General features: G+C 58.0%; 23 protein-coding genes and 1 tRNA gene. 6 read left to right on the forward strand and 18 right to left on the reverse strand.

Annotated features, from left to right (window positions below):
* Positions 1 to 77: 77 nt before the first annotated feature.
* Positions 78 to 680, reverse strand: a complete 603-nt coding sequence (locus tag BM395_RS02410; protein ID WP_069899350.1) for a peroxiredoxin — start codon at positions 678 to 680, stop codon at positions 78 to 80.
* Positions 681 to 989: 309 nt separating this feature from the next.
* Here BM395_RS02410 and BM395_RS02420 point away from each other — a divergent pair, with 309 nt between their 5' ends.
* The gene (locus BM395_RS02420) at positions 990 to 1208 is read left to right on the forward strand and encodes a bacterioferritin-associated ferredoxin (RefSeq protein ID WP_090508751.1); all 219 of its coding nucleotides are present in this window, start codon (positions 990 to 992) and stop codon (positions 1206 to 1208) included.
* 200 nt (positions 1209 to 1408) lie between these two features.
* A complete protein-coding gene (gene bfr / locus BM395_RS02425) occupies positions 1409 to 1879 on the forward strand; it encodes a bacterioferritin (RefSeq protein ID WP_069899353.1) in 471 nt (156 codons plus the stop codon).
* Positions 1880 to 2937: 1058 nt separating this feature from the next.
* Here bfr and grxD read toward each other — a convergent pair.
* Both grxD and BM395_RS02435 read right to left on the reverse strand, forming a co-directional pair.
* Positions 2938 to 3264, reverse strand: coding sequence for a Grx4 family monothiol glutaredoxin (grxD, locus tag BM395_RS02430; RefSeq protein WP_069899354.1), 327 nt, complete (start codon positions 3262 to 3264; stop codon positions 2938 to 2940).
* Positions 3265 to 3372: 108 nt separating this feature from the next.
* The gene (locus BM395_RS02435; RefSeq protein ID WP_090508752.1) at positions 3373 to 5481 is read right to left on the reverse strand and encodes a molybdopterin oxidoreductase family protein; all 2109 of its coding nucleotides are present in this window, start codon (positions 5479 to 5481) and stop codon (positions 3373 to 3375) included.
* Positions 5482 to 5823: 342 nt separating this feature from the next.
* Here BM395_RS02435 and argF point away from each other — a divergent pair, with 342 nt between their 5' ends.
* Positions 5824 to 6744: an ornithine carbamoyltransferase gene (gene argF, locus BM395_RS02440; RefSeq protein WP_069899356.1), complete on the forward strand. Its 921-nt coding sequence runs from the start codon at positions 5824 to 5826 to the stop codon at positions 6742 to 6744.
* On the forward strand, positions 6741 to 7853 hold the full coding sequence (locus tag BM395_RS02445) for an ABC transporter ATP-binding protein (protein WP_069899357.1): 1113 nt from the start codon (positions 6741 to 6743) through the stop codon (positions 7851 to 7853). Before argF ends, BM395_RS02445 begins: the two co-directional genes overlap by 4 nt.
* A gap of 134 nt (positions 7854 to 7987) precedes the next feature.
* Here the strand turns inward: BM395_RS02445 and BM395_RS02450 are convergent.
* A tRNA-Arg gene (locus tag BM395_RS02450) sits at positions 7988 to 8062 on the reverse strand.
* Between the two features lie 107 nt (positions 8063 to 8169).
* Between BM395_RS02450 and BM395_RS02455 the strand changes: the two genes are divergently transcribed.
* The gene (locus tag BM395_RS02455; RefSeq protein WP_090508753.1) at positions 8170 to 8649 is read left to right on the forward strand and encodes a GNAT family N-acetyltransferase; all 480 of its coding nucleotides are present in this window, start codon (positions 8170 to 8172) and stop codon (positions 8647 to 8649) included.
* Between the two features lie 16 nt (positions 8650 to 8665).
* Here the strand turns inward: BM395_RS02455 and BM395_RS02460 are convergent, their stop codons facing one another.
* Both BM395_RS02460 and BM395_RS02465 read right to left on the reverse strand, forming a co-directional pair.
* Entirely contained in the window at positions 8666 to 9721 is a 1056-nt protein-coding gene (locus tag BM395_RS02460) for a Glu/Leu/Phe/Val dehydrogenase dimerization domain-containing protein (protein WP_090508754.1), read from the reverse strand.
* Positions 9722 to 9806: 85 nt separating this feature from the next.
* Positions 9807 to 13274, reverse strand: coding sequence for an indolepyruvate ferredoxin oxidoreductase family protein (locus BM395_RS02465; RefSeq protein WP_090508755.1), 3468 nt, complete (start codon positions 13272 to 13274; stop codon positions 9807 to 9809).
* Between the two features lie 199 nt (positions 13275 to 13473).
* Between BM395_RS02465 and BM395_RS02470 the strand changes: the two genes are divergently transcribed.
* A complete protein-coding gene (locus BM395_RS02470) occupies positions 13474 to 13941 on the forward strand; it encodes an Lrp/AsnC family transcriptional regulator (RefSeq protein WP_069899361.1) in 468 nt (155 codons plus the stop codon).
* A gap of 77 nt (positions 13942 to 14018) precedes the next feature.
* Here BM395_RS02470 and BM395_RS02475 read toward each other — a convergent pair whose 3' ends face one another.
* From BM395_RS02475 to phnE, 12 genes are all read right to left on the reverse strand, one after another.
* Positions 14019 to 14312 (reverse strand): hypothetical protein, encoded by a 294-nt coding sequence (locus tag BM395_RS02475; protein ID WP_141124071.1) that lies wholly within the window; start codon positions 14310 to 14312, stop codon positions 14019 to 14021.
* Between the two features lie 891 nt (positions 14313 to 15203).
* Positions 15204 to 15962, reverse strand: coding sequence for a phosphonate metabolism protein PhnP (gene phnP, locus BM395_RS02485; RefSeq protein ID WP_090508757.1), 759 nt, complete (start codon positions 15960 to 15962; stop codon positions 15204 to 15206).
* A complete protein-coding gene (gene phnN / locus BM395_RS02490) occupies positions 15953 to 16519 on the reverse strand; it encodes a phosphonate metabolism protein/1,5-bisphosphokinase (PRPP-forming) PhnN (protein WP_090508758.1) in 567 nt (188 codons plus the stop codon). The genes phnP and phnN overlap by 10 nt, the downstream gene beginning before the upstream one ends.
* On the reverse strand, positions 16519 to 17664 hold the full coding sequence (locus BM395_RS02495; RefSeq protein WP_090508759.1) for an alpha-D-ribose 1-methylphosphonate 5-triphosphate diphosphatase: 1146 nt from the start codon (positions 17662 to 17664) through the stop codon (positions 16519 to 16521). Before BM395_RS02495 ends, phnN begins: the two co-directional genes overlap by 1 nt.
* A complete protein-coding gene (gene phnL, locus BM395_RS02500) occupies positions 17654 to 18373 on the reverse strand; it encodes a phosphonate C-P lyase system protein PhnL (protein ID WP_090508760.1) in 720 nt (239 codons plus the stop codon). The genes BM395_RS02495 and phnL overlap by 11 nt, the downstream gene beginning before the upstream one ends.
* A 47-nt stretch (positions 18374 to 18420) precedes the next feature.
* Entirely contained in the window at positions 18421 to 19230 is an 810-nt protein-coding gene (phnK, locus tag BM395_RS02505) for a phosphonate C-P lyase system protein PhnK (RefSeq protein ID WP_090508761.1), read from the reverse strand.
* The gene (locus BM395_RS02510; protein ID WP_090508762.1) at positions 19227 to 20111 is read right to left on the reverse strand and encodes an alpha-D-ribose 1-methylphosphonate 5-phosphate C-P-lyase PhnJ; all 885 of its coding nucleotides are present in this window, start codon (positions 20109 to 20111) and stop codon (positions 19227 to 19229) included. The genes phnK and BM395_RS02510 overlap by 4 nt, the downstream gene beginning before the upstream one ends.
* A complete protein-coding gene (locus tag BM395_RS02515; RefSeq protein WP_090508763.1) occupies positions 20108 to 21190 on the reverse strand; it encodes a carbon-phosphorus lyase complex subunit in 1083 nt (360 codons plus the stop codon). The genes BM395_RS02510 and BM395_RS02515 overlap by 4 nt, the downstream gene beginning before the upstream one ends.
* The gene (gene phnH / locus BM395_RS02520) at positions 21190 to 21804 is read right to left on the reverse strand and encodes a phosphonate C-P lyase system protein PhnH (protein WP_090508764.1); all 615 of its coding nucleotides are present in this window, start codon (positions 21802 to 21804) and stop codon (positions 21190 to 21192) included. The genes BM395_RS02515 and phnH overlap by 1 nt, the downstream gene beginning before the upstream one ends.
* Entirely contained in the window at positions 21804 to 22250 is a 447-nt protein-coding gene (gene phnG / locus BM395_RS02525; RefSeq protein ID WP_069899370.1) for a phosphonate C-P lyase system protein PhnG, read from the reverse strand. Before phnG ends, phnH begins: the two co-directional genes overlap by 1 nt.
* 14 nt (positions 22251 to 22264) lie before the next feature.
* A complete protein-coding gene (phnF, locus tag BM395_RS02530; protein ID WP_244528913.1) occupies positions 22265 to 22987 on the reverse strand; it encodes a phosphonate metabolism transcriptional regulator PhnF in 723 nt (240 codons plus the stop codon).
* Between the two features lie 18 nt (positions 22988 to 23005).
* Positions 23006 to 23800 carry a phosphonate ABC transporter, permease protein PhnE gene (gene phnE / locus BM395_RS02535; RefSeq protein WP_090508765.1) on the reverse strand — a complete coding sequence of 265 codons (795 nt, stop codon included), beginning with the start codon at positions 23798 to 23800 and terminating at the stop codon, positions 23006 to 23008.
* Positions 23801 to 23802 lie beyond the last annotated feature (2 nt).

Below are 23802 nucleotides of genomic sequence, written 5' to 3' on the forward strand. Positions count from 1 at the left end.
CGGCACAAGGCCGGTTTTTTATTGCAGTAGCAAAGGCAACGTATTGTTACCCGTGCGTACTGACAGCGTCGAAGTGCTTACAGGTTGGAAGCGTTCTCAGACAGATACGCAGCAACGCCTTCTGGCGATGCAGTCATGCCCTTGTCACCTTTCTTCCAGTTAGCCGGGCAAACTTCGCCGTGCTCTTCGGTGAACTGCAGCGCGTCAACCAAACGCAGCAGCTCGTCCATGTTACGGCCCAGCGGCAGGTCGTTAACAATCTGCGAGCGAACAACGCCGTTCAGGTCGATCAGGAAAGCGCCACGGAAAGCTACGCCGCCTTCGGACTCAACGTCGTAGGCCTTGCAGATTTCGTGGTTGATGTCGGCTGCCAGGGTGTAAGAAACCTGACCGATGCCGCCCTTGTCGACTGGGGTGTTGCGCCATGCGTTGTGGGTGAAGTGGGAGTCGATGGACACACCAACAACTTCAACGTTGCGCGCTTTGAATTCAGGAATGCGGTGATCCAGAGCGATCAGCTCGGACGGGCATACGAAGGTGAAATCCAGAGGATAGAAAAACACCAGGCCATATTTGCCTTTGATCGCAGTAGACAGGCTGAAATCTTCAACGATTTCGCCATTGCCCAGTACCGCTGCAACGTTGAAATCCGGGGCTTTCTTACCTACGAGTACGCTCATTCGATATCTCCTTGGATGATTAGGTGAACCGCGAGCCGTTAAATTTGCATGATCGCAAGACAGCACAATGACACGGCCCGCGTCACTTGAACGAAATATGATACACCTCGATTTTAGGCCTCGCCCACCGCTTTTTGTGCCGCTTGGTGTGCGATGCCCTAGCCGCGACGAAGCAATAGGTAATAAGCGCACGACCGTTAATCGAGTTTTGCTCTATAAATGAGAACGTTCGCATTCGGTCTTTGACAAGCATTCTCATTAGCATTAGTATCTTGGTCACTTACTACTGCTTAGCAGCGAGTCTTTCTTATGTATGTTTGTCTCTGCGAAGGTGTCACCGACGGCAAGATCCGCGAAGCCATTTATGATGGCTGCTGCAGCTACCGTGATGTCCGTGAAGCCACCGGTGTTGCCAGCCAGTGCGGCAAATGTGCATGCCTTGCCAAGAAAGTCGTTCGCGAAACACTGAGTGAAATGCACAGCAGCCAGAGCGCTTTGGCCTTTCCGGCAAATTTTATTAGCGCCTGATTGAATGCAGTGAAAAAGACCGGATGCCATGTCCGGTTTTTTTATGCCTGAAATTCAGATACTTAGCGCTTTAATGCAGAAGTAAAGTATTCGTATTGCGATTAATTTTCACTTTACTTTCAGATACTTAGGTTTGACAGCTAGCAGAGTCAGGGCCAAAATCGATAGTCAAATTCCCTCGACACTCAGCAGGCCCGGACATGAAAGGCGACAAGAAAGTCATCCAGCATCTGAACAAGATCCTCGGTAACGAGTTGGTCGCGATCAACCAGTACTTTCTGCATGCGCGCATGTACGAGGATTGGGGTCTGAAGAAGCTTGGTGAGCACGAGTACCATGAATCCATCGACGAGATGAAGCATGCAGACAAGCTGATCAAGCGCATTCTGTTTCTTGAAGGCCTGCCGAACCTGCAAGACCTGGGCAAGATTCTCATCGGTGAAAACACTCAGGAAATGCTCGAGTGTGACCTGAAGATCGAACACAAAGCCCATGGCGACCTGAAAGATGCCATCGCCTACTGCGAGAGCATTGGTGACTTCGCCAGCCGCGAATTGCTCGAAGATATTCTTTGCTCAGAAGAAGAACACATCGACTGGCTGGAAACTCAGCTGAGCCTGATCAAGGCAGTGGGCTTGCAGAATTACCTGCAGTCGCAGATGGACGAGTAAATCGTCAGCAACGTTAAAACAGGAGCCAATGGCTCCTGTTTTTGTTTGGGCTGAATGTGCGGATTGATTCGGTTGCATCTGCGCCCGTGCAATCGCCCGATGGATAGCGTTGCTGCGCACGCTATCCATCCTCCGGGTGTTGAATTTTCAACGGAGGATGGAATCCGCATCGCGGCTTCCGTCATTGCAATTTATCGGATTCACTCGGCGGCATTTGCGCCTGCACAATCGCCCGACGGATTGCGTTGCTACGCGCCGCTATCCATCCTCCGGGATTGATTCGGCGGAGGATGGAATCCGCCTCGCGGCTTCCTTCATTGCAATTTATCGGGTTCACTCGGGGGCATCTGCGCCCGCACAATCGCTCGACGGATTGCGTTGCTGCGCACGCTATCCATCCTCCGGGTGTTGGGTTTTCGACGGAGGATGGAATCCGCGTCGCGGCTTCCGTCATTGCAATTTGCCGGGTTCACTCGGGGGCATCTGCGCCCGCACAATCGCTCGACGGATTGCGTTGCTGCGCGCCGCTATCCATCCTCCGGGTGTTGGGTTTTCGACGGAGGATGGAATCCGCATCGCGGCTTCCGTCATTGCGATTTGTCGGATTCACTCGGGAGGTATCTGCTCCTGAACAATCGCCTGACGGATTGCGTTGCTGCGCGCCGCTATCCATCCTCCGGGGTTGATTCGGCGGGGGATGGAATCCGCATCGCGGTTTGCGTCATGACGATTTGCCGGATTCACTCGGCGGCATCTGCGCCTGCACAATCGCCCGACGGATTGCGTTGCTGCGCACGCTATCCATCCTCCGGGTGTTGGGTTTTCGACGGAGGATGGAATCCGCATCGCGGTTTGCGTCATGACGATTTGCCGGATTCACTCGGGGGCATTTGTGCCTGCACAATCGCCCGACGGATTGCGTTGCTGCGCGTCGCTATCCATCCTCCGGGTACAGGGTTCTGTTTTCGGGCGGGGCTGGGATACGCGGCAATAAAAACGGGAGCCATTGGCTCCCGTTTTTGTCTGAGTAACTTGTTACTCAGCTTGCTGAGGAAAACTTAGGCTTCAGCTTTTTGCACGGCGTCTTTGATCAGGGTCTGCAGCTCGCCCTTATCAAACATCTCGGCAAGGATGTCGCTACCGCCGACCAGCTCGCCGCCAACCCACAGTTGCGGGAAGGTTGGCCAGTTGGCGTACTTTGGCAGGTTGGCGCGGATTTCCGGGTTTTGCAGAATATCGACGTAAGCGAATTTCTCGCCGCACGCCATCACAACCTGCGAAGCCTTCGACGAGAAGCCGCACTGCGGGGCATTCGGCGAGCCTTTCATGTAAAGCAGAACAGTGTTGTTAGCGATCTGCTCTTTGATAGTTTCGATGATATCCATTGGGCACCTCAGGTCTTAACTTTTCGACTCATACGTCGACACGGTGGCTGCATTGTAACGAAAAACCGAGCGCCATGCTCGGCTTTGAAAACGCCACGGCAGCCACCCTCAGGCCGCCACCACCTCGACCGGCACACCGTTCAATGCCGCGTTACCTGAAAGCTTATCCAACTGACGCTCATCTGTCAGGTCATTGGCGCTGGCGCCCGGCTGCTCCGTCGCAGTGGCCAATTGCACACCGGGCCGCGCGTGTCCCCAGCCATGCGGCAGGCTGATAACACCCGGCATCATGTCTTCACTGGCGACCACCTCGACCTCAATTTGTCCGATGCGCGAACGCACTCGCACGCGCTGGTTATCAGTCAATCCCCGCGCCGCCATGTCTGCGCTGTTCATCAATAGTTGGTGACGCGGCTTGCCCTTCACCAGCCGGTGATAGTTATGCATCCAGGAGTTATTGCTGCGCACATGGCGCCGGCCAATCAGCAACAGCTGGTTCTCGGCTGGCACCGGCTCCGCGGCGAAACGTTGCAGGTCGGCAAGAATGACCTCTGGCGCTGCATTGATGTGTTTATCGGCGGTTTTCAAGCGCCCCGCCAGATTCGGTTTTAGCGGCCCCAGATCCAGCCCATGCGGATGATCGGCCAGGGTTTGCAGCGATAGTTTATGCGCGGAACGGTCGCCATAAGCCCCTGCCCGCAACCCCATATCAATCATTTGCGAAGGCGCCATGGTTGGCTTTAACTGAGCGTCGGTCTTCTCGGCGAAAGCCTTGGCCAAGCCGACGAATATTTCCCAGTCGTGCAACGCGCCCGCCGGTTTCGCCAAAACCGGCTGATTGAAGCGGGTGACGTTACGCACCGCGAACATATTAAAAGTGGTGTCGTAATGATCATGCTCCAGCGGCCCGGTTGGCGGCAGAATCAGGTCGGCGTAGCGCGTGGTTTCGTTGATGTAGAAATCGATGCTGAGCATAAACTCCAGACCGTCCAGCGCCTGTTCCATCTGCCGACCGTTAGGCGTCGACAACACCGGATTACCGGCCACAGTGATCATCGCCCGAATCTGCCCTTCGCCTTCGGTGAGCATTTCTTCTGCCAGCGCCGCCACGGGTAATTCGCCGCCGTATTCGGGCAAACCGGACACGCGGCTCTGCCAGACGTTGAAGTGCCCGCCCGAAGTGGCCGCAACCAGATCGACAGCCGGCTCGGTGCACAGCGCGCCGCCCACCGAGTCAAGGTTGCCAGTGACCATATTGATCAGTTGCACCAACCACTGGCACAACGTGCCGAATGCCTGTGTCGATACGCCCATGCGCCCGTAACACACCGCCTTTTCAGCGCTGGCAAAGTCGCGCGCCAACTGGCGGATTGTTTGCGCGGGTACGCCGCAACGAACACTCATGGCTTCAGCGGTGAAGTCTGCAATCGCCGTCTTCACCTGATCGATGCCGGCAATTTGCAGGTGGCTCTGACGGGTCAGGTTTTCACTGAACAAGGTGTTCAGCAGGCCAAACAGCAAGGCGGCATCCTGCCCGGGACGGACGAATACATGCTGGTCGGCAATTGCTGCGGTCTCGCTGCGACGCGGGTCAACTACCACAAACTTGCCGCCACGCGTCTTGATCGCCTTGAGGCGTTTCTCCACGTCCGGCACGGTCATAATGCTGCCGTTCGACGCCAGCGGGTTGCCGCCCAGAATCAGCATGAAGTCTGTGTTGTCGATGTCCGGAATCGGGATTAACAGCCCGTGTCCGTACATCAGATAACTGGTGAGATGATGCGGCAGTTGATCGACCGAGGTCGCCGAAAACCGATTGCGGGTTTTCAACTGGCCAAGGAAATAGTTGCTGTGGGTCATCAACCCGTAGTTATGCACGCTCGGGTTGCCCTGATAAATGCCCACAGCATTTTTGCCGTAGCGCATCTGAATCTCGCTTAAGCGCTCAGCAACCAGCGTGAACGCCTCATCCCATTCGATCGCCTGCCACTCGCTGCCAACGCGGCGCATGGGGCGGTGCAAGCGATCAGGGTCATTCTGGATATCCTGCAGGGCCACTGCTTTTGGGCAGATATGGCCGCGACTGAAGGTGTCCTGCGCATCACCCTTGATTGAGACAATGCGCTCGGAGCCGTCTTCGGCGGGCGCAGTTTCGATAGTTAATCCGCATATCGCTTCGCACAGATGGCACGCACGGTGATGCTGGGTATGGGTCATGGCCAAGCCTCTGATTTTTATTCTGGCAGTTTCAGTACCGACTACAACAACTATGCCGCGCGCAGGGCCTCGCCGCCAGCAGCGTTCGTCTCATGAATCGACCTCTATCAGGCCAGCCGATTGCAGCGGTTATAAGCCCGGCAAAAACAGCCCAACGGCGGGCTATAACACGCTTTATTGCAGGGTTTAAGCCGACAATTTGCGCCGGATCGCCATTTCCTTATAAGATTTCGCCTTTCCCCGTTTCGTCGCACGCTGCGGCCTTCTGCTGCTGGCTCTGCTATTCCCGGATTACCACCGGCCCAATGAGCCTGCACCCTGTTGCAAAAAGGTATGTGAGTTATGAGCGCAAGACACTTTCTCTCGATGATGGATTGCACACCAACCGAGCTGGTGAGCCTGATCCGCCGAGGCATGGAGCTGAAGGACTTGCGCAATCGCGGCGTCTTGTTCGAGCCTTTGAAAAACCGCGTACTGGGCATGATTTTCGAGAAAGCCTCGACCCGCACCCGCGTCTCGTTCGAAGCCGGCATGATCCAGCTCGGCGGCCAGGCGATCTTCCTTTCGCCGCGTGATACGCAACTCGGCCGTGGCGAGCCAATCGGCGACGCGGCGATTGTCATGTCGCGCATGCTCGACGTGGTGATGATCCGCACCTTCGCCCACAGCACCCTCACCGAGTTTGCTGCCAACTCACGCGTACCGGTAATCAACGGCCTGTCGGATGACTTGCATCCGTGCCAGTTGCTGGCCGACATGCAGACCTTTTTCGAACATCGCGGCAGCATTGCCGGCAAAACCGTGGCCTGGATCGGCGACGGCAACAATATGTGCAACTCCTACATCGAGGCCGCCGAGCAATTCGACTTCCAGCTGCGCGTTGCCTGCCCGCAAGGCTACGAGCCCAGCGCTGAGTTGCTGGCCAAATACGGCGATCGCGTATTGGTCACTCAGGACCCGATGGAAGCCGTTCGCGGCGCGGATCTGGTCAGCACCGACGTCTGGGCCTCGATGGGGCAGGAAGAAGAAGCCGAGCAGCGTATGGCGCGCTTCAAGCCTTACCAAGTGACCCGTGAGCTTCTCGACGCGGCCGCCGAGGATGTGCTGTTCATGCACTGCTTGCCGGCACACCGTGGCGAGGAAATCAGCGAAGACCTGCTCGACGATCCGCGCTCCGTGGCATGGGATCAGGCCGAGAACCGCCTGCACGCACAAAAAGCGCTGCTGGAGTTTCTCGTAGAGCCGGCGTACCACCACGCATGAGCCAGTCATTGCTGCTCAACCTGCACAACCTGAGCTGTGGTTATCACGAGCACAAGGTTGTGCAAGATCTCAACCTGCACCTCAATGCCGGTGACATCGGCTGCCTGCTCGGCCCATCCGGCTGCGGCAAGACCACAACCCTGCGCGCAATCGCAGGCTTTGAGCCGGTTCATACAGGCGAAATCCAGCTCGCAGGCGATGTTATCTCCAGCCCGGGTTTCACCCTCGCCCCGGAAAAACGCCGGATTGGCATGGTGTTTCAGGATTACGCGCTGTTCCCGCACCTGAGCGTCGCCGAGAACGTCGCATTCGGCATTCGCAAGCTCGCCGACTGTGCGCGCAGAACTGAAGAGCTACTCGAACTGGTCAACCTTGCGCACCTGAGCAAGCGCTATCCGCATGAGTTGTCTGGCGGCCAGCAACAGCGTGTATCACTGGCCCGTGCCCTGGCACCGGATCCAAGCCTGCTGTTGTTGGACGAGCCGTTCTCTAATCTCGATGGCGAACTGCGCCGCCGCCTCAGCCAGGAAGTTCGCGAGATCCTCAAGGCACGCGGCACCAGCGCCATTCTGGTCACCCATGATCAAGAAGAAGCCTTTGCGGTTAGCGATCACGTTGGCGTCTTCAACAACGGCAAACTCGAACAATGGGATACGCCCTACAACCTTTACCACGAGCCGCACACGCCGTTTGTGGCGAGTTTTATCGGCCAGGGCTACTTCATTCGCGGCCAGTTGCTCACCCCGGACACAGTGCAAACCGAACTGGGCGTGATTGGCGGCAACCGCGCCTATATCTGGCCAGTGGGCAGTGCAGTCGATGTATTGCTGCGCCCTGACGATATTGTCTACGCCCCGGACAGCCAGCTACAGGCACGTATTATCGGCAAGACCTTCCTCGGCGCAGCCACCTTGTACCGCCTGCAAATGAATACCGGCAGCCAGCTAGAAGCCATCTTCCCCAGCCACGCCGATCACCAGCCCGGTGAAAACGTGGGCATCCGCGTAGCAGCCGATCATCTGGTCGCCTTCCCCGCGCCGGGCAGCATTGCCGCCCACGCCGACCTCTCGGAATCCGGCGTTCGCCGCTACAGCAGCTCCACACGCTAACGCACAGCAATACATACCTGCGAGGCCTGCAAAGGCTTCGCAGAATACTGAACTGTGGAAATGATAATCACGATGCGCAGAAAAGCGCCGGGCAGTGATTGCTGCATTTTTCGTGCAGCAATGCACCTGAAAGATGGCGTCCCCTACTGGAGTCGAACCAGTATCTAACCCTTAGGAGGGGTTTATTCTATCCATTGAACTAAGGAGACGAGGTATTGCAAACAACGGCCGGCATCTTAACCATGATCGACCGTTTTGTCATGCCACTGCCACAACACAATTGCCATACTGAGAATACTCACTGGAGGAAATCAGCATGTCGCAGCCAATTGCCCAGCTTGTCCCCGACTCGCCCTTCGCCAACTTCAGCGTGCGTGCAGCCTGCGCGACCGACGCCCATGCGCTCGCCTCACTGCTCCAACAGTTGGGGGATGATGAGCCAAGGCCAGATCCCGTCATTCTGGTGATGCGCCTCAACGAGCTGAATCAGGGCCGTGTAGTGCTGGTCGCCGAACGCGAAGGCAAACTGTTGGGCACCTGCACCGTGCATTTAATAGAGCATCTGGCCCACAACTTCGCCCGCTCGGCGATCCTTGAAGATGTCGTGGTCGATGCCAATATGCGCGGTTTGGGAGTGGGTCAGGCTTTGGTACACAAAGCCGCTGAACGAGCGCGCAACTGGGGCTGTTACAAATTGGCGCTATCCAGCCGGAACAACCGTGCCGATGCCCAGCGCTTTTATCAAACGCTGGGCTATCAGTTGCACGGCGTTAGCCTGACGCTGCAGCCTGTTTAAAGCTGCAGCGGCTCGTTTAGCGAACGCTGAATCTTTGCACGGCGATGGCATCAGCCACAGCAGTGGTGGTTCTGCCCTGCTGCTGCGCCTGTACGAAGACCTGTTTAAGGGTGTCGCCGATACCGTCCAGATGCGCTTTTAATTGCTCAGTAGTACCGCCACTGCGCTCGTAGTAAATATCGATAATACCGCCTGCGTTAATCACGTAATCCGGCGCGTAAAGCACGTTATTGAGCTGCAACTCCTCTGCGACGGAGGCATCGGCCAACTGATTGTTGGCAGCGCCGGCGATGATGGGTGCGCGCAATGCCTCAAGCACCTGACGATTGATGATTCCACCCATCGCGCACGGAGCGAACACATCGACATCAAGGCCGTAGATATCCGTAGCGCTGACCGCAATCGCGCCCAGCTCAGTAACGGCGCGGCGCATATTGGCCTCGACGATGTCGGTCACCCACAGTTCGGCGCCAGCCTCTTTAAGGTGCCTGGCCAGCGTAAAGCCCACTTGCCCGACGCCCTGAATCGCCACCTTGAGCCCACGCAGATCTTCACGTTGCAGACGTTGCTGCACAGCCACCTTGATCCCGCAAAAAACCCCGTAAGCCGTTGCTGGTGACGGATCGCCACTGCGCTGACCGCCTCCGATCGCCTCACGCGCATTGGCGCCGGCAACATGGCGGGTACGCTCGGCCATTATCTGCATTTCGGCAACGCCAGTGCCCGAGTCAGCAGCGGTGATATAGCGACCGCCGAGGCTCTCGACAAAGTCGCCCATCGCCTGAAACAGCGCGGTGCTTTTGCCCGTGTGCGGATCACCGATGATTACGGCTTTGCCGCCACCCAACGGCAGGTTGGCCATCGCCGATTTGTAGGTCATGCCGCGCGACAAACGCAACACATCACGCAATGCTGCTTCTTCATCGGCATACGGCCACATCCGGCAGCCGCCAAGCGCGGGGCCAAGATTGGTGTTGTGGATGGCAATAATAGCTTTCAGGCCGCTGGCCTTGTCGTGACCGTAGACAACGTGCTGATGCTGGTCGAAATCAACGTGTGTAAACACCGACATGGTGTACCTCGATAAATCAATAAAGTTAAAAATTGAAGGCTGAATAGAAAGCATGAGGGCTGCGCTGGCAGCCCTCATGCATCACTCAAGCGGCGGGTTCGAAGACCTGAACAGCAGGAATCTCGGCACTGGTCAGGCGTTGCTGCAACTGCTTGGCATGCTCACGAGCCTTGAGCAGTGCTTGCTCTTTAACGTGGCCATAACCACGAATGGACTCGGGCAACTCGGCAATCGCCACGGCTGTGCGGTAATTGGCGGGCGTGAGCACCTTGAGCAATCCATCGATGCTTTGCTCGTACTCAGCAATCAACTGCTGCTCCACCCGGCGCTCGGCGCTGTAGCCAAAGGGATCGAACGGGGTTGCGCGCAAGAATTTGAACTTGGCCAAAACTGCAAAAGCCTTAAGCATCCACGGGCCGAATTGACGCTTGCGTGGCTGGCCGCTGAGCGGATCACGCTTGGCCAACCATGACGGTGCCAAGTGAAACTCAAGTCGCAAATCGCCCTCGAACTGCGCTTGCAGTTGCTTGACGAATTTACCGTCGCTATACAGCCGGGCCACCTCGTATTCATCCTTGTAGGCGAGCACCTTGAAGTAATAACGCGCCACGGCCTTGCTCAACAGCTGCTCTTCACTGACATCAGCCTTGCGCACGCGTTCGACCAACTTCTGATAGCGCCGCGCATAACCGGCGCTCTGGTACAGACGCAGTTGCTCGACCCGATAGGCAATGATTTCATCGAGGGTCTTGGCCATCGGCTCGTCAGCAATAGCCGGACGCGCCAACTTCTCGACCGCCGCCAAATCGTGTGCGGCGCGGCGGCCCCAGAGAAACGCTCGCTGGTTGAGTTGCACAGCCACGTTATTCAACTCGATGGCCTTGTTGATGGCCTCGGCTGAAACCGGCACGAAACCTTTCTGGTAGGCATAACCGAGCATGAACAGGTTGGTTGCAATGCTGTCGCCCAACAAGCGAGTGGCGAGACGCGTTGCATCAACGAACCAGGTTTTCTTCGCGCCAACGGCTTCAACCAAGGCCTCACGCATGGCAGCGCCTGGCACTTGAGCATCTGGGTTGCGGGTAAACTCTGCTGTGGCCGCCTCGAAACTGTTGACCACCGCAAAGGCAATCTGATCATTGAGCTTGGCCAGCGACTCCTCGCTCGCTGCCACCACCAGATCACAGCCCAGCAGCAGGTCAGCTTCACCGGCGGCTATGCGCACCGCGTAAATATCATCCTGTTTGGCCGCCACCCGGATGTGGGTGATTACCGGACCAAATTTCTGCGCCAGACCGGCCTGGTCGAGCACGCTGCAGCCTTTGCCTTCAATGTGCGCCGCCATGCCCAGCAACGCGCCAACTGTAGTGACACCGCTGCCGCCAACGCCCGGCAAAAGAATATTCCACGGCCGCTCCAGGCTCGGTTGCTTGGGCTCCGGCAGCGCAATAAACAGCGCATTAACACCTACAGCCTCAGGCTTGCGCAAAGCGCCGCCGTGCACGGTGACAAAGCTTGGGCAAAAGCCTTCGACGCAGCTGAAGTCCTTGTTGCAACTGTTCTGGTCAATCTCGCGCTTGCGCCCCAGCTCCGTTTCCAGCGGCAGGATCGACAGGCAGTTGGACTTTACACTGCAATCGCCGCAGCCTTCGCACACCGCCGAGTTGATGACCGCACGTTTAGCCGGATCGACCAGCTTGCCGCGCTTGCGCCGGCGACGCTTCTCAGTGGCGCAGGTCTGATCGTAGATAAGCACCGACACGCCTTTGAACTCGCGCAATTCACGCTGCACCGCATCCAGATCACGGCGATGGTGGAAACTAACAATCGGCGCGAAGGTGCTGCGGTCCGGATACTTCTCCGGCTCATCGGTGACCAGCGCAATGCGTTTCACACCTTCAAAGAACACTTGCTGGCTGAGTTGATCTACGCGCAGCTCGCCATCAATCGGCTGCCCGCCGGTCATGGCCACGGCGTCGTTGTAGAGAATCTTGTAGGTGATATTGACCCCGGCAGCCACCGCCGCACGAACGGCCAGATGGCCCGAATGGAAATAGGTGCCATCGCCAAGGTTCTGGAAAATATGCGGGGTTTCGGTAAATGCCGCCTGGCCGATCCAGGTCGCGCCCTCACCGCCCATCTGGGTGAAGGTGTCGGTATTGCGGTCCATCCATTGGGTCATGTAGTGACAACCAATGCCGCCTTGCGCGCGGCTGCCTTCAGGCAGGTTGGTCGAGGTGTTATGCGGGCAACCCGAGCAGAAATGTGGTGTGCGCACAGTCGTGTGTTTGGGCGCTGCCAGAGCAGCTTCTTTTGCCGCCAGGAACTCCAGACGCGACTGAATCTGCGCGCTGCTGTAGATCGGCTGAAGACGCTTGGCGATCACCCGGGCGATCATCGCAGGCGTGAGTTCGCTGAGGTTAGGCAGCAGCGAACGGCCTTGCTCATCAAACTCACCGACAACCCGTGGACGTTTGCCCACCGGCCAGTTGTAGAGTTGGCCGGTGAGTTGGTCTTCGATGATGCTGCGCTTCTCTTCGACCACCAAAATTTCGTCCAGCCCCTCGGCAAATTCATGCACCGAAACCGGCTCCAGCGGCCAGCTCATGCCGATCTTGAGCACGCGCAGGCCAACCTTGGCGCACAGTTCGTCGTCCAGCCCGAGGTCTTCCAGCGCCTGACGCACGTCCAGATAAGACTTGCCGGTGGTGATAATGCCCAGCCGCGGGTTCGGCGAGTCGAGCATCAGCGGATTGAGATTGTTGGCGCGGGCAAAGGCGCGAGCCGCGTAGATCTTGAAGGTATTCAGGCGCTTTTCCTGCACCAACGGCGGATCTGGCCAGCAAATGTGCACACCGTCTTCCGGCAGATCAAAATCTTCAGGCACCTTGATATTGATGCGCAGCGGGTCAACGTCGACCACAGCCGAAGAGTCGACGTTTTCGGCGATGGTTTTCAGCGCCACCCAGCAACCGCTGTAGCGCGAAAGCTCCCAGCCGATGATGCCGTAGTCGAGAATTTCCTGAACGTTTGCCGGATTGAGTACCGGAATCGAAGCGGCAATAAACGCATGCTCGCTCTGGTTGGCGATACTCGAAGACTTGCAGCCGTGATCATCCCCCGCCAGCAACAGCACACCGCCCTTGGGCGAAACACCGGCCGAGTTGCCGTGTTTGAACACGTCACCACAACGGTCCACGCCCGGCCCTTTGCCGTACCACAAGGCAAACACGCCATCGTAACGCGCCCCTGGAAACAGCGAAGTCTGCTGGCTGCCCCACACGGCGGTGGCGGCTAACTCTTCGTTAACACCGGGTTGGAAATGAATGGCGTTGGACTCAAGGAAGCTTTTGGCCTCCCACAAACTCTTGTCCAGATTACCCAGCGGCGAGCCGCGGTAACCGGAAATAAAGCAGGCGGTGTTTAAACCGTTGGCAGTGTCACGCTGTTTTTGCAGCATGGGCAAGCGGGTTAGCGCTTGGGTGCCAGTGAGGTACAGATGACCCGTTGCAAGACGGTATTTGTCATCCAGGCGGATCTCGGCCAGAGACATGCGGGCGCTCCTTTTATTTTTTTAGGCGACCTGTGGGCAATACGGCTAGGTATTCCCGATTACTCACCCGCAGGATCACTGCAGGTGGCTCATGGCAACAATATGACTGCTCGGTACTGATTTTTTATTTCTTTTTTGAGGGCAAAACGCTAATACTGCGCATGAACCTTCCAATAAAAACAAATATTCAGGGCTATTCATGCAGGAAAAATTGAGCAGCATCGATCGCAAGATTTTGCGCCTGCTGCAACACAACGCGGATTTGTCCGCTGCCGAGATCGCCGAGCGGGTCGAATTATCGCAATCGCCTTGCTGGCGACGGATAAACCGAATGCAGGAAGAAGGCCTGATTGAGCGCAAGGTAGCGCTGCTCAATCACAAGCTGCTCGGTTTTAGCATCACGGTGTTTGTGGACATCAAATTGTCGGCGCATGGGCGCAGTAATCTGGACGAATTCGAAAAGGCAATTGTCGGGTATCCCGAGGTGTTGGAATGCCACACGATGGCGGGAAGTTCGGATTATCTGCTCAAGGTAATCGCCAAGGACATCGACAGTTATGAGCGGTTTTTGCGAGATCATTTGTTGCAGCGCCCGCACGTGCAGGAAGCGCATTCGAATATTGCGATGAGTGAAGTCAAACGCACGACGGAATTGCCGTTGGATTAAGCGGCCATGTGCTGAATTGTCGATGGGGCGGAGGTTGGAATCCGCGTCGCGGCTTCCGACATGACGGTCTAACTGATTCACTCGACGGCATCCGCGCCCGCGCAATCGCCCGACGGATTGCGTTGCTGTGCGCCGCTATCCATCCTCCGTTGGTTCGAGATGTGCGCCGAATTTTCGAATGGTTGGCTGCTGGAGGTTGGAATCCGCACCGCGGCTTCCGACATGGCGATTCGACGGGTTAACTCGGCTGTATCGGCGCCCGCGCAATCGCCCGACGGATTGCGTTGCTGCGCGCCGCTATCCATCCTCCGCTGGTTCGAGATGTGCGCCGAACTTTCGAATGGTTGGCTGCTGGAGGTTGGAATCCGCATCGCGGCTTCCGACATGACGATTTGACGGGTTCACTCGGGTGCATCGGCGCCTGCGAAATTGTTCGACGGATTGCGTTGCTTCGCGCCGCTATCCATCCTCCGGGTGTTTTGCCTTTGGGGGCTTCTCGGTTTTTTGAACGCTGGCGCTAAGCCGTCATTGTTGGTGTTCTCTATTCACCTTTTCGCCTTTACGGCGAGTGACTTTCTCTTTGTTTGCGCAAAGAGAAGAGTAACCAAAGAGAAAACGCACCCGGCATGCGGGTTTTGCTGCGCAAAACTTCCCTCGCTCCGGCGCCGTTCCGTTGGTCGCCATCAAGGGACGTCCCTGTCCCTTGATGGCTCATTTGGCGTCCTTGCCAAATGCCCAACTCCACACCACCTCCACTCAGCCTCCTGACGGGCCAGATGACCGAGTTGTTTGGGAAAAATTCGCTGTGCAGGATTACAAGCAAAGCTGTACCTGCTCACCTGAATTCCTGCAACTCTCGTACGCGATAGCCCAGACACCGCCAACGCCCCTTGCCAGCAGGCCAAATGTAATCGTTGTGCAGTGGGTTGAGCAGCATGGATGCTGCGAGAGTCGCGCTGGGCCAAGGACGGCCCATCGCGGCGTGCCCACGGAGCAACGATGGAATGCGGGAAGCCGAGCGCAGCGAGGCCCAATGGAGGGGCATAGAATTTTGGGTTACTTTTGCTTCGCTTGGCAAAAGTGACTCGCCGTAAGGGCGAAAAGGTGACCAGAGAACGCCCAAAAAACCAGGCTTAGCGCCAGCGTTCAAGACTGAAATTCCCCGACGCTATATGGTCTTCGTAAGCCGTAATCTTTACCTATGCTCGAAAGAAATCAGCGCAACTCAACCTTACTCAGCCCCTCAAAAAACCAACCCCACCTCACCTCCCAACAACCAGCCCATCTCTAGCCACAACCACCCCCTCCGGCAACGCCCACGCATTCCCCAGCAACCAACTATCAAACGTATGCCCAACATGCGTCAGAACCGTTTGCTTCGGCCGTAAATCCTCAACAATAGCCAACGCCCGCGTCAGGTCATTATGGTTACGCGGCTCATGCGCTTGCGGCGGCAACGAACAATCCAGCACCAGCCAATCCAACAACTCCCCGCCACGTAAATACTCGGCTGTAGCCACCGGCAAACCAACCGTATCGGTTAAATAGGCAATCCGCTGGCCTTGCGCTTCAAACAAATAACCAAAGGTCATTTTCGAATGCTGCAGCGGCAACGCTGTCACCTTTAAACAACCGAATGTACGCGCTTCGAACGCGCTGAAAGGTTGCGAGAAATCGAGGATTCCCGGGTGTTTGTACAAGTCGGCCAACCCTTCGGGATCGGCCGGGCCATGCACGGGAATTGTCAGCCCTTGCCCCCAGCGCAACTGCAGCAAACCCTGCGCATGATCGGCGTGATAATGGGTCTGCAAAATACCGCTGAGTGTATGCGGCGCAAACCGCTCGGCCAGGTCCGTCAGGCCGCTGTCGATCAGCCAGCGCTGATCATCCACCTCCAGCAACGCGCAACATGGGCCGCGCCGTAACGTGGGGTCTGAATGTGCGCTGCTACATGCAGCACACGCACAGTTGTATACCGGCAACTGTCGCGCATCACCGGTGCCGAGCAGGGTCAGGCGCATGCGGGCGCGCGCTGCACCAGCGCCAGCAGTTGCTCTACGGTTTGCTCAAAGTGGCTGGAATTATCCAACAGTTGCAGGTTGGCGTGCTGCTTTAGCATGTCACTCTCGAACTGCGCATTTCGTGCGAGACGCGCCTCAATCTCTGCCAGTGGCTCACGCCCACGCTCCAGCAACCGCTGGCGCAGCACGTCCATCTCGACCGTCAGTAAAACCGCCAGCAGCGTTGGATAGCGCTGCAAGGCTTCGGGCAAGTATGCCCGCGAGCCATTTACCAACACGTCGTGACCTTGCATCAGCCAGTCGTCAATCTGCTTGGGAATGCCGTAAGCCAGCCCGTTGGCGCGCCAGCTCATGGCGAACTCGCCGCCCGCCTCCATGCGCTCGAATTCTGCCAGCGTAACGGCGACTGCATCTTCACCTACCGCCTCAGCCGAACGGGTAATCACCCGCCGGGCGATCTTGCAGCCGCGCGCATTCAACTGCACGCGTGCTGCATTGAGCAGGCTGTCCTTGCCTGAACCGGAGGGGCCTATCAGATAGATCAATCTGGCGCTCATCAATACACCCTTTTGGCCTGACGCCACACTTGTTGCACCACCACTTGCTTGTCGTGCAGACGCGCCTGAACCAGATCAGCGCGCAAGCCTGTACGAATTTCACCGCGATCATCCAGCCCGGCAGCGCGGGCCGGATTGAGGCTGACCGTGGCAATCGCCTTGGCTATATCATAGTCGTTGTCGAGGTCTGCAAGTTGCAGCGCCGCTTGCAGCAAACTGGCCGGATAGTAGTCACTCGAAAGGATATCAAGAACACCTAAGCGGGCTAATTCTGCGGCGGCTATGTTACCCGAGTGCGAACCGCCGCGAACGATATTCGGTGCGCCCATCAGCACACTCAAGCCGAGCGAATGGCTGGCCTTGGCCGCCTCCAGCGTGGTAGGGAACTCGGCAATGGCCATGCCCAGACTCGCTGATTCCTGCACGTGCGCAAGCGTTGCATCATCGTGGCTGGCGATCGACAGACCGCGCAGATGGCACTCCTGCACAATCTGCTGACGATGGAGGTCGCTGTACTGCTTGGAGTTGGCAATTTGCTCCTCAATGAACGCGTCCATCTCGGCGACAGAAAGGTGGTATTTGCCCATGTAGTACTCGCGGTACTTGGCTTCCTTGGCAAACTGGCGCTGCCCCGGCGAGTGATCCATGACCGAGACGAGCTGCACCAGCGGGTCTTCGACCAGATCGCGGAAGACGCTGAGCACGTCCGGGTGACAAACTTCACAGCGCAGGTGCAGGCGATGCTCGGCGCGGGTATTGCCCTGGCTTTGTGCCTGCGTAATCGCCGCGAGCATTTGCGGCAGTTGCTGCATGCGTTTGCCACGCGGATTGATGTCGCCGATCGACAAGGCATCGAATACCGTGGTGATCCCGGCGGCGATGATTTGTGCGTCATGGCTGAGCACTGCCGAGGCCGACGGCCAGTCGACGCCCGGCCGCGGGCTCATGTGTTTTTCGAGGTTATCGGTGTGCAACTCGACCAGCCCCGGCAACAGATAGCTGCCCTGCATATCTTCAGCACCCGGCACCTGGCTGACACCCGGCTGCACATCGAATACCTTGCCATCGCGCAACACCACGCTGCCATCGAAGACCTCATTGGCGGTCACTACGCGGGCATTGCTGAGTATCGTTTCAACCGGCATAAACAAACTCCTGATCGGCGGTGCATGGCGCCTGCATGTCGAGATAACGGTCAGCAACGGCTTCACGTGCGTGACGGTCATGGAAGATGGCAATCAATGCGCTGCCCGCGGCCTTGGCCTCGTTGATCAGCTCGAGTACCACCCGCTGATTGCGCTCATCGAGCGATGCGGTGGGCTCATCCAGCAGCATCACCGGCCAGTCGACCATGAAGCCGCGGGCGATGTTGACCCGCTGCTGCTCGCCGCCGGAAAAAGTCCCGGGCGCGAGTTGCCAGAGGGTTTGCGGAATATTCAGGCGGGTGAGCAATTCACTGGCGCGCGCCTTGGCCGCCTCCTTGCCCCAGCCCCGCGCCAGTGCGGGTTCCATCACCACATCGAGCGTGGCGACACGTGGGATCACGCGTAAGAACTGGCTGACATAGCCAAGTGTTTGCCGGCGCACATCCAGCACCTGCAACGGCGCACCGCCCACCAACTCGACCCACTGCTGCTGATGACGCACACGAATGCTGCCGCCAGCGGCCAGATAGTTGCCATAAAGCGTGCGCAGCAGCGTCGATTTACCGGCTCCGGAGTTGCCCATCAGCACCAGGCACTCGCCAGCTTCCACGCTAAAACTCAGGTTGCGCAGCACCTTGAGCACGATGCCGTGTTGTTGGTGCAGGGTGAACGTCTTGCTCAGTTCGGTGACTTCAATCAGGTTATTCATGGCATCTGTCCTGGGCCGTGATATTCCGGGCGTTGGCGCTGCGAGACTCATGGCTGCAACACCGAGGAGACCAGCAACTGGGTGTACGGGTGCTGCGGATCATCAAGAATCTGATCGGTCAGGCCGCTTTCGACCACGCGCGAGTTGCGCATCACCAGCAACCGATCTGCGAGCAAACGCGCCACCGCCAGATCGTGGGTTACGATAACCACGGCCAGGCCCAGCTCGCGCACCAGCCCACGCAGCAGATCGAGCAAGCGCGCCTGCACCGACACATCAAGGCCACCGGTGGGTTCATCCATGAAAATCAGTCGCGGGCTGGAGACCAGATTGCGTGCAATTTGCAGGCGCTGCTGCATGCCGCCAGAGAAGGTGCGCGGCAGGTCGTCAATCCGCTGCGGATCGATTTCCACCTGCTTCAGCCAGCTGATACCCGCACCGCGCAGCTCGCCGTAATTGCGTACGCCTTGCGCCATCAGGCGCTCGCCAATATTGGCGCCGGCCGATACCCCCATGCGCAAACCATCGCGTGGGTTCTGTTCAACAAAGCCCCACTCGGTGCGCAGTAAAGTGCGCCGCTGCGCTTCGCTGCTGGCATACAGATCGAGCAGTTGACCGTCTTCACGCAAATAGCTGATCTGCCCTTCATCAGGCAGGCAACGCCCGGCCAACAGACTCAATAGCGTCGACTTGCCCGAGCCGGATTCGCCGACGATACCCAGCACCTCCCCCGGATACAGGTCGAACGAAACCTGCTGGCAGCCCTTGTCCGGGCCATACAACTTGCTCACATTGTTGACGGAAAACAGCGGCTCGAGCGCTGCCAGCTCACGATTTACACGTACGGCGGCGGTCATTGCGCGCCCTCCCCGGATAGCTGCTGGTCACGGCGTTGCAGGCAATAGTCGGTATCGGAACAGACAAACTGTTTGCTGCCGGCATCATCGACAATCAGCTCGTCCAGATAAGAATCGGCGCTGCCGCAAATCGCGCAGTTGTGTTCCCAGCTCTGCACCTCGAACGGATGATCCTCAAAGTCCAGACTCTCGACCCGCGTGTAAGGCGGCACGGCGTACAAACGCTTTTCACGCCCGGCACCGAACAGCATCAGCGCGGGGCTCATGTGCAGTTTCGGGTTGTCGAATTTGGGAATCGGCGACGGGTCCATCACGTAGTTGTCATCAACCGTGACGGGATAGGCGTAACTTGTGGCGATGTGGCCGAAGGTAGCAATGTCTTCATACAGCTTGACGTGCATAACCCCGTAATCCCCCAACGCGTGCATGGTGCGCGTCTCGCTTTCAGAGGGTTCGATAAAGCGCAAAGGCTCAGGAATCGGCACCTGATAGACCATGATCTGATCGGCGCTGAGCGGCGTTTCCGGGATGCGGTGACGGGTTTGAATCACCGTGGCTTCCGGCGTGCGCAAAGTGGTTGCAACGCCTGCGGTGCGCCCGAAGAAGCGGCGAATCGACACCGCATTGGTGGTGTCATCCGCGCCCTGATCGATGACTTTAAGCACATCGTCGCGGCCCAGAATCGCCGCAGTGAGCTGCATGCCGCCTGTGCCCCAGCCGTACGGCAAAGGCATCTCACGGCCGGCAAATGGCACCTGATAGCCAGGAATCGCCACCGCCTTCAACAGGCCACGGCGGATCATGCGTTTGCTCTGTTCATCGAGATAGGCAAAGTTGTAGCCACTGTCGGCTTGCTGTTGTGCGTTGTGCAATGAGGTCATGGCGTTTGCTCCTGCTGAGAGCCTGGCTGAGCGCGTAATTTGCGGATCAGCTCGAGTTCGGATTGGAAGTCGACGTAGTGCGGCAGCTTCAGGTGCGAGACAAAACCGGCCGCCTCGACGTTGTCGCAATGCGCCAGCACAAACTCTTCTTGCTGCGCCGGGCCTTGTACCTCCTCGCCGAACTCCTCTGCGCGTAATGCGCGATCCACCAGCGCCATGCCCATCGCCTTACGCTCGGCGTAGCCAAACGCCAGACCGTAGCCACGGGTGAATTGGGCCTCGATGCCTTTGCCGCCGATGAACTGATTGACCATCTCGCACTCGGTCACTTCGATGTCACCCAACGGCACGGCAAAATCCAGCTCCTCGGGCTCGATCCACACCTCAAGTTCGCCGATGCGTATTTCGCCGGCGAACGGGTGATTGCGACCGTAGCCGCGCTGCGTCGAATAACTCAGCGCCAGCAAAAAACCTTCATCACCGCGCGCCAATGCCTGCAAGCGCTGGGCACGATTGGCCGGAAACTCCAGCGGCTCGCGGGTGATGTCCGGCACCGCTGCCGAACTGTCGCCGTCGCGGCTCATCAGCCCTTCATCCACCAGAAAGTCGAGCACCCGAGGGCATTTCTCAATGGCGGCTTGCGGGTCAATTTCGGGGCCAGGCTGCTCGCCTTCTGCGAGCAAAGCAAAGTCGAGCAAGCGGTGCGTGTAGTCATAGGTCGGGCCAAGCAACTGGCCGCCCGGCAAATCCTTGAAGGTGGCCGAGATGCGCCGTGACAACTGCATGGCACTGGTGTCGATCGGCATGCTGGAGGCAAAGCGCGGCAACGTGGTGCGATAGGCACGCAAGAGGAATATTGCTTCCATCAGATCGCCCGCCGCCTGCTTGATCGCCAGCGCGGCCAATTGCGGGTCGTAAAGCGAGCCTTCGCTCATCACCCGTGAGACGGCAAACGGCATTTGCTCGCGCACCTGATCGACGGTCAGCTCGGGAATGTCGGTAGCGCCACGGCGCTTCTTGGCCAACAACGCATGGGCGTTGTCGATGGCGCGCTCGCCTCCTTTAACGGCAACGTACATCAGGCAGCCTCCTCGTGGTTGTTGTGCAGAACGTGGGTACTGCGTGGCAAACCCATCACGTGTTCGCCTGCGGCAAAGAACACATCAAGACCGCGCGGGAAGTTGCTGCGCGCTTTGCGTTGTGCCCAAAACCCGGCAGGAACCGGCAATTCGACCGCCTGCACATCCTTGATGCCAGGGCCGCGCCAGCGCAGTTGAGGGCCGTTATCCAGAGAGGACAACTGCACCAGCAACGTGCAGGACTGATCGGGATAACGCTCGCTGCCGTTGTCGAAATCACTGAGGTCGAGCAACTCGCTTTCATCGAGCAAACCGAACAGTGCCATCTCGCGTTCGGCAACAATCGGGCAACCGCAATGGAAGGCCAGATTGGCGCGGATCATCGGCGTATCAAAACGCGGTGCCAGCCATAAAGGTGTGTCGCCATCCAAAAAGGACAGGCACAGGGCATAAGTCGCCGGCTGCAAACTGTCGAGTTCCAGTGCGCGATCCATGGTCTGTACCAGACCCGGTTCGGCCAGGGCTTTGAGCGCTGTTCTGAAACTCAACTGTGCATCGAGCACCGGATCACTAAAGGCTGCCTGCAACCATTCTGAGCTGTGAGCCTGGACCATCAATCTTCTCCTCGAACCAGGGTGAAGAACTCCACCTGGGTGGTTGCGGTTTCGGCAGCCTGTGCCGCCTTGCCAGCCTGCTGTTGTGCCGCCAGCGGTTCGATCAACTCGCGCAGCCAGTGTTGCTGCTGGCTGCCTTGCAAATGCGCGTCTGCCAACGCGGCCAACTCCGCGTGTTGCTTGTCGCGGCCGCTGACATAGCTGAAACCGATGCGCCCATCTTCAAGACGAACCACACAACGGGTGACGCTCATCTCGCCTAGATTGAAAGCCTCGCCGGTGCCACCGATGCGCCCGCGCACCAGCGTCATGCCGATTTCCGGGTGGCGAATGTGGCTGTATTGCGCGTCTTTCAAAGCATCTGCATAGGGTTGCAACTGTTGCGCGGCACGGGCCAGAACGCCCATCCAGTGCTGTCGCTTGGCGACATTGGGGTCGCTGTGCATGGTGAATGTCTCCATCAGGGGGCAACTTGATACTGAAAGCGATCGGCGCGGCTGGTGGACAACGCAAGCTCCACCGGTTGCCCGGCCGTATCGCAGGAAAGAGTGAGCACGCTGAGCAGTGGTGCATGCAGCGGCATGAGTAATTGCGCGGCCTCTTCACGGCTCGGCAAGCGGGCGCCAATCAGGCTGTAAGTGCGGTTGAGCCCGAGTGATTGCTCAAGCAAATACTCACGCAATGAGCCGCCGTTGTAGCGCTCAAGTGCTGGCGCGTGGCTTGCACAAAAGCGATGGCGAATCAGGCTGACTGGCTGCTCGTCGAGCAAGCGCAAGGTCGTCAACTCGATAAGCATGGCGCCCTCGGGCAATTGCAGGCGCTGGCTTTCATCGCCCGTGGCCTTGCGCTTTTTGCGCTCCAGCAACACCGCCTCTACTCGCAGGCCGAGTGCCGACAGCGAATCGCTGAACGCATTGTTTGCCTGCAACGGATACACCAGCGGTCTGGCCAAAACCTGGGTGCCTTTGCCCTGACGGCGCAGAACCAGGCCTTCAAGCACGAGTTCATCCACCGCGCGGCGCAACGTGTGACGGTTGACTGAAAAACGCGCGGCCAATTGAACTTCGCTGGGCAGCAAATCACCCGGGCAAAACTGTTGCAGTTCATCGCGCAGCACGCTGGCCAACTCGCGGTATAACGGCTCAATTTGTCTAGACAAGTTCATGGCAAAAAAAGGACGCATCAAGGCGTCTCGCTCAGGTCAGATGAACAATTTGCGCAAGCGCTGGGAAAGGATGTCGATGACGCTGACAACCACGATGATGACGATCAGAAGTGCGCAGGTTTGTTGAAACTGAAAGCCACGAATCGACTCCCACAGAATCACCCCGATGCCCCCCGCGCCGACCATGCCGACCACGGTTGCCGAGCGCACGTTGGATTCGAAGCGGTACAGCGAATAGGAAATCCACAGCGGCAAGACTTGCGGGATCACCCCGAAAATCACTTCTTGCAGCGCGCTGGCACCGGTTGCCCGAACACCTTCGATCGGCCCCGGATCAATCGCCTCGACCGCTTCAGCAAAGAGCTTGGCAAGAACGCCTACCGTGCCGATGAACAACGCCAGCACCCCGGCGAACGGGCCTAAACCCACGGCCACAACGAAGAGCATGGCGAAGACCATCTCGTTGATCGAACGGAACGCATCCATCACCCGGCGCACCGGCTGATAAACCCACCACGGCACGATGTTTTCGGAACACAGGATGCCCAGCGGTATCGCGCAGACGATGGCCATCGCCGTACCCCAAATGGCGATCTGTACGGTTACGACCATTTCTTTCAGATACAGGTGCCAGTGGCTGAAATCCGGCGGAAAGAAGTCACTGGCGAAGGTGGCCATGTTGCCGCTGTCACGAATCAGCCCGAACGGGTTCATTTCTGCGCCATTCCAGGACCACGCCAGCAACGCAATAACGCCGCCCCACATGAACAACTTGAGCCAGGATTGCTTGGCTGTAGCCTGAGCGTTAACAGCCGGGTTGAGTGTTGTCATAG

The organism is Pseudomonas marincola (assembly GCF_900116605.1).
Taxonomy (GTDB): Bacteria; Pseudomonadota; Gammaproteobacteria; order Pseudomonadales; family Pseudomonadaceae; genus Aquipseudomonas; species Aquipseudomonas marincola.

Coding starts and splice junctions, on each gene's coding strand:
- bfr (WP_069899353.1), top strand. CDS start 1,409: ATGAAAGGCGACAAGAAAGTCATCCAGCATCTGAACAAGATCCTCGGT.
- BM395_RS02460 (WP_090508754.1), bottom strand. CDS start 9,721: ATGTCGGTGTTTACACACGTTGATTTCGACCAGCATCAGCACGTTGTC.
- BM395_RS02435 (WP_090508752.1), bottom strand. CDS start 5,481: ATGACCCATACCCAGCATCACCGTGCGTGCCATCTGTGCGAAGCGATA.
- BM395_RS02420 (WP_090508751.1), top strand. CDS start 990: ATGTATGTTTGTCTCTGCGAAGGTGTCACCGACGGCAAGATCCGCGAA.
- BM395_RS02495 (WP_090508759.1), bottom strand. CDS start 17,664: ATGCCGGTTGAAACGATACTCAGCAATGCCCGCGTAGTGACCGCCAAT.
- phnE (WP_090508765.1), bottom strand. CDS start 23,800: ATGACAACACTCAACCCGGCTGTTAACGCTCAGGCTACAGCCAAGCAA.
- phnF (WP_244528913.1), bottom strand. CDS start 22,987: ATGCGTCCTTTTTTTGCCATGAACTTGTCTAGACAAATTGAGCCGTTA.
- BM395_RS02510 (WP_090508762.1), bottom strand. CDS start 20,111: ATGACCTCATTGCACAACGCACAACAGCAAGCCGACAGTGGCTACAAC.
- phnL (WP_090508760.1), bottom strand. CDS start 18,373: ATGAATAACCTGATTGAAGTCACCGAACTGAGCAAGACGTTCACCCTG.
- BM395_RS02515 (WP_090508763.1), bottom strand. CDS start 21,190: ATGTACGTTGCCGTTAAAGGAGGCGAGCGCGCCATCGACAACGCCCAT.
- phnN (WP_090508758.1), bottom strand. CDS start 16,519: ATGAGCGCCAGATTGATCTATCTGATAGGCCCCTCCGGTTCAGGCAAG.
- BM395_RS02410 (WP_069899350.1), bottom strand. CDS start 680: ATGAGCGTACTCGTAGGTAAGAAAGCCCCGGATTTCAACGTTGCAGCG.
- BM395_RS02470 (WP_069899361.1), top strand. CDS start 13,474: ATGCAGGAAAAATTGAGCAGCATCGATCGCAAGATTTTGCGCCTGCTG.
- phnK (WP_090508761.1), bottom strand. CDS start 19,230: ATGACCGCCGCCGTACGTGTAAATCGTGAGCTGGCAGCGCTCGAGCCG.
- BM395_RS02445 (WP_069899357.1), top strand. CDS start 6,741: ATGAGCCAGTCATTGCTGCTCAACCTGCACAACCTGAGCTGTGGTTAT.
- grxD (WP_069899354.1), bottom strand. CDS start 3,264: ATGGATATCATCGAAACTATCAAAGAGCAGATCGCTAACAACACTGTT.
- BM395_RS02475 (WP_141124071.1), bottom strand. CDS start 14,312: ATGCGGATTCCAACCTCCAGCAGCCAACCATTCGAAAGTTCGGCGCAC.
- phnG (WP_069899370.1), bottom strand. CDS start 22,250: ATGCACAGCGACCCCAATGTCGCCAAGCGACAGCACTGGATGGGCGTT.
- BM395_RS02465 (WP_090508755.1), bottom strand. CDS start 13,274: ATGTCTCTGGCCGAGATCCGCCTGGATGACAAATACCGTCTTGCAACG.
- phnP (WP_090508757.1), bottom strand. CDS start 15,962: ATGCGCCTGACCCTGCTCGGCACCGGTGATGCGCGACAGTTGCCGGTA.
- BM395_RS02455 (WP_090508753.1), top strand. CDS start 8,170: ATGTCGCAGCCAATTGCCCAGCTTGTCCCCGACTCGCCCTTCGCCAAC.
- argF (WP_069899356.1), top strand. CDS start 5,824: ATGAGCGCAAGACACTTTCTCTCGATGATGGATTGCACACCAACCGAG.
- phnH (WP_090508764.1), bottom strand. CDS start 21,804: ATGGTCCAGGCTCACAGCTCAGAATGGTTGCAGGCAGCCTTTAGTGAT.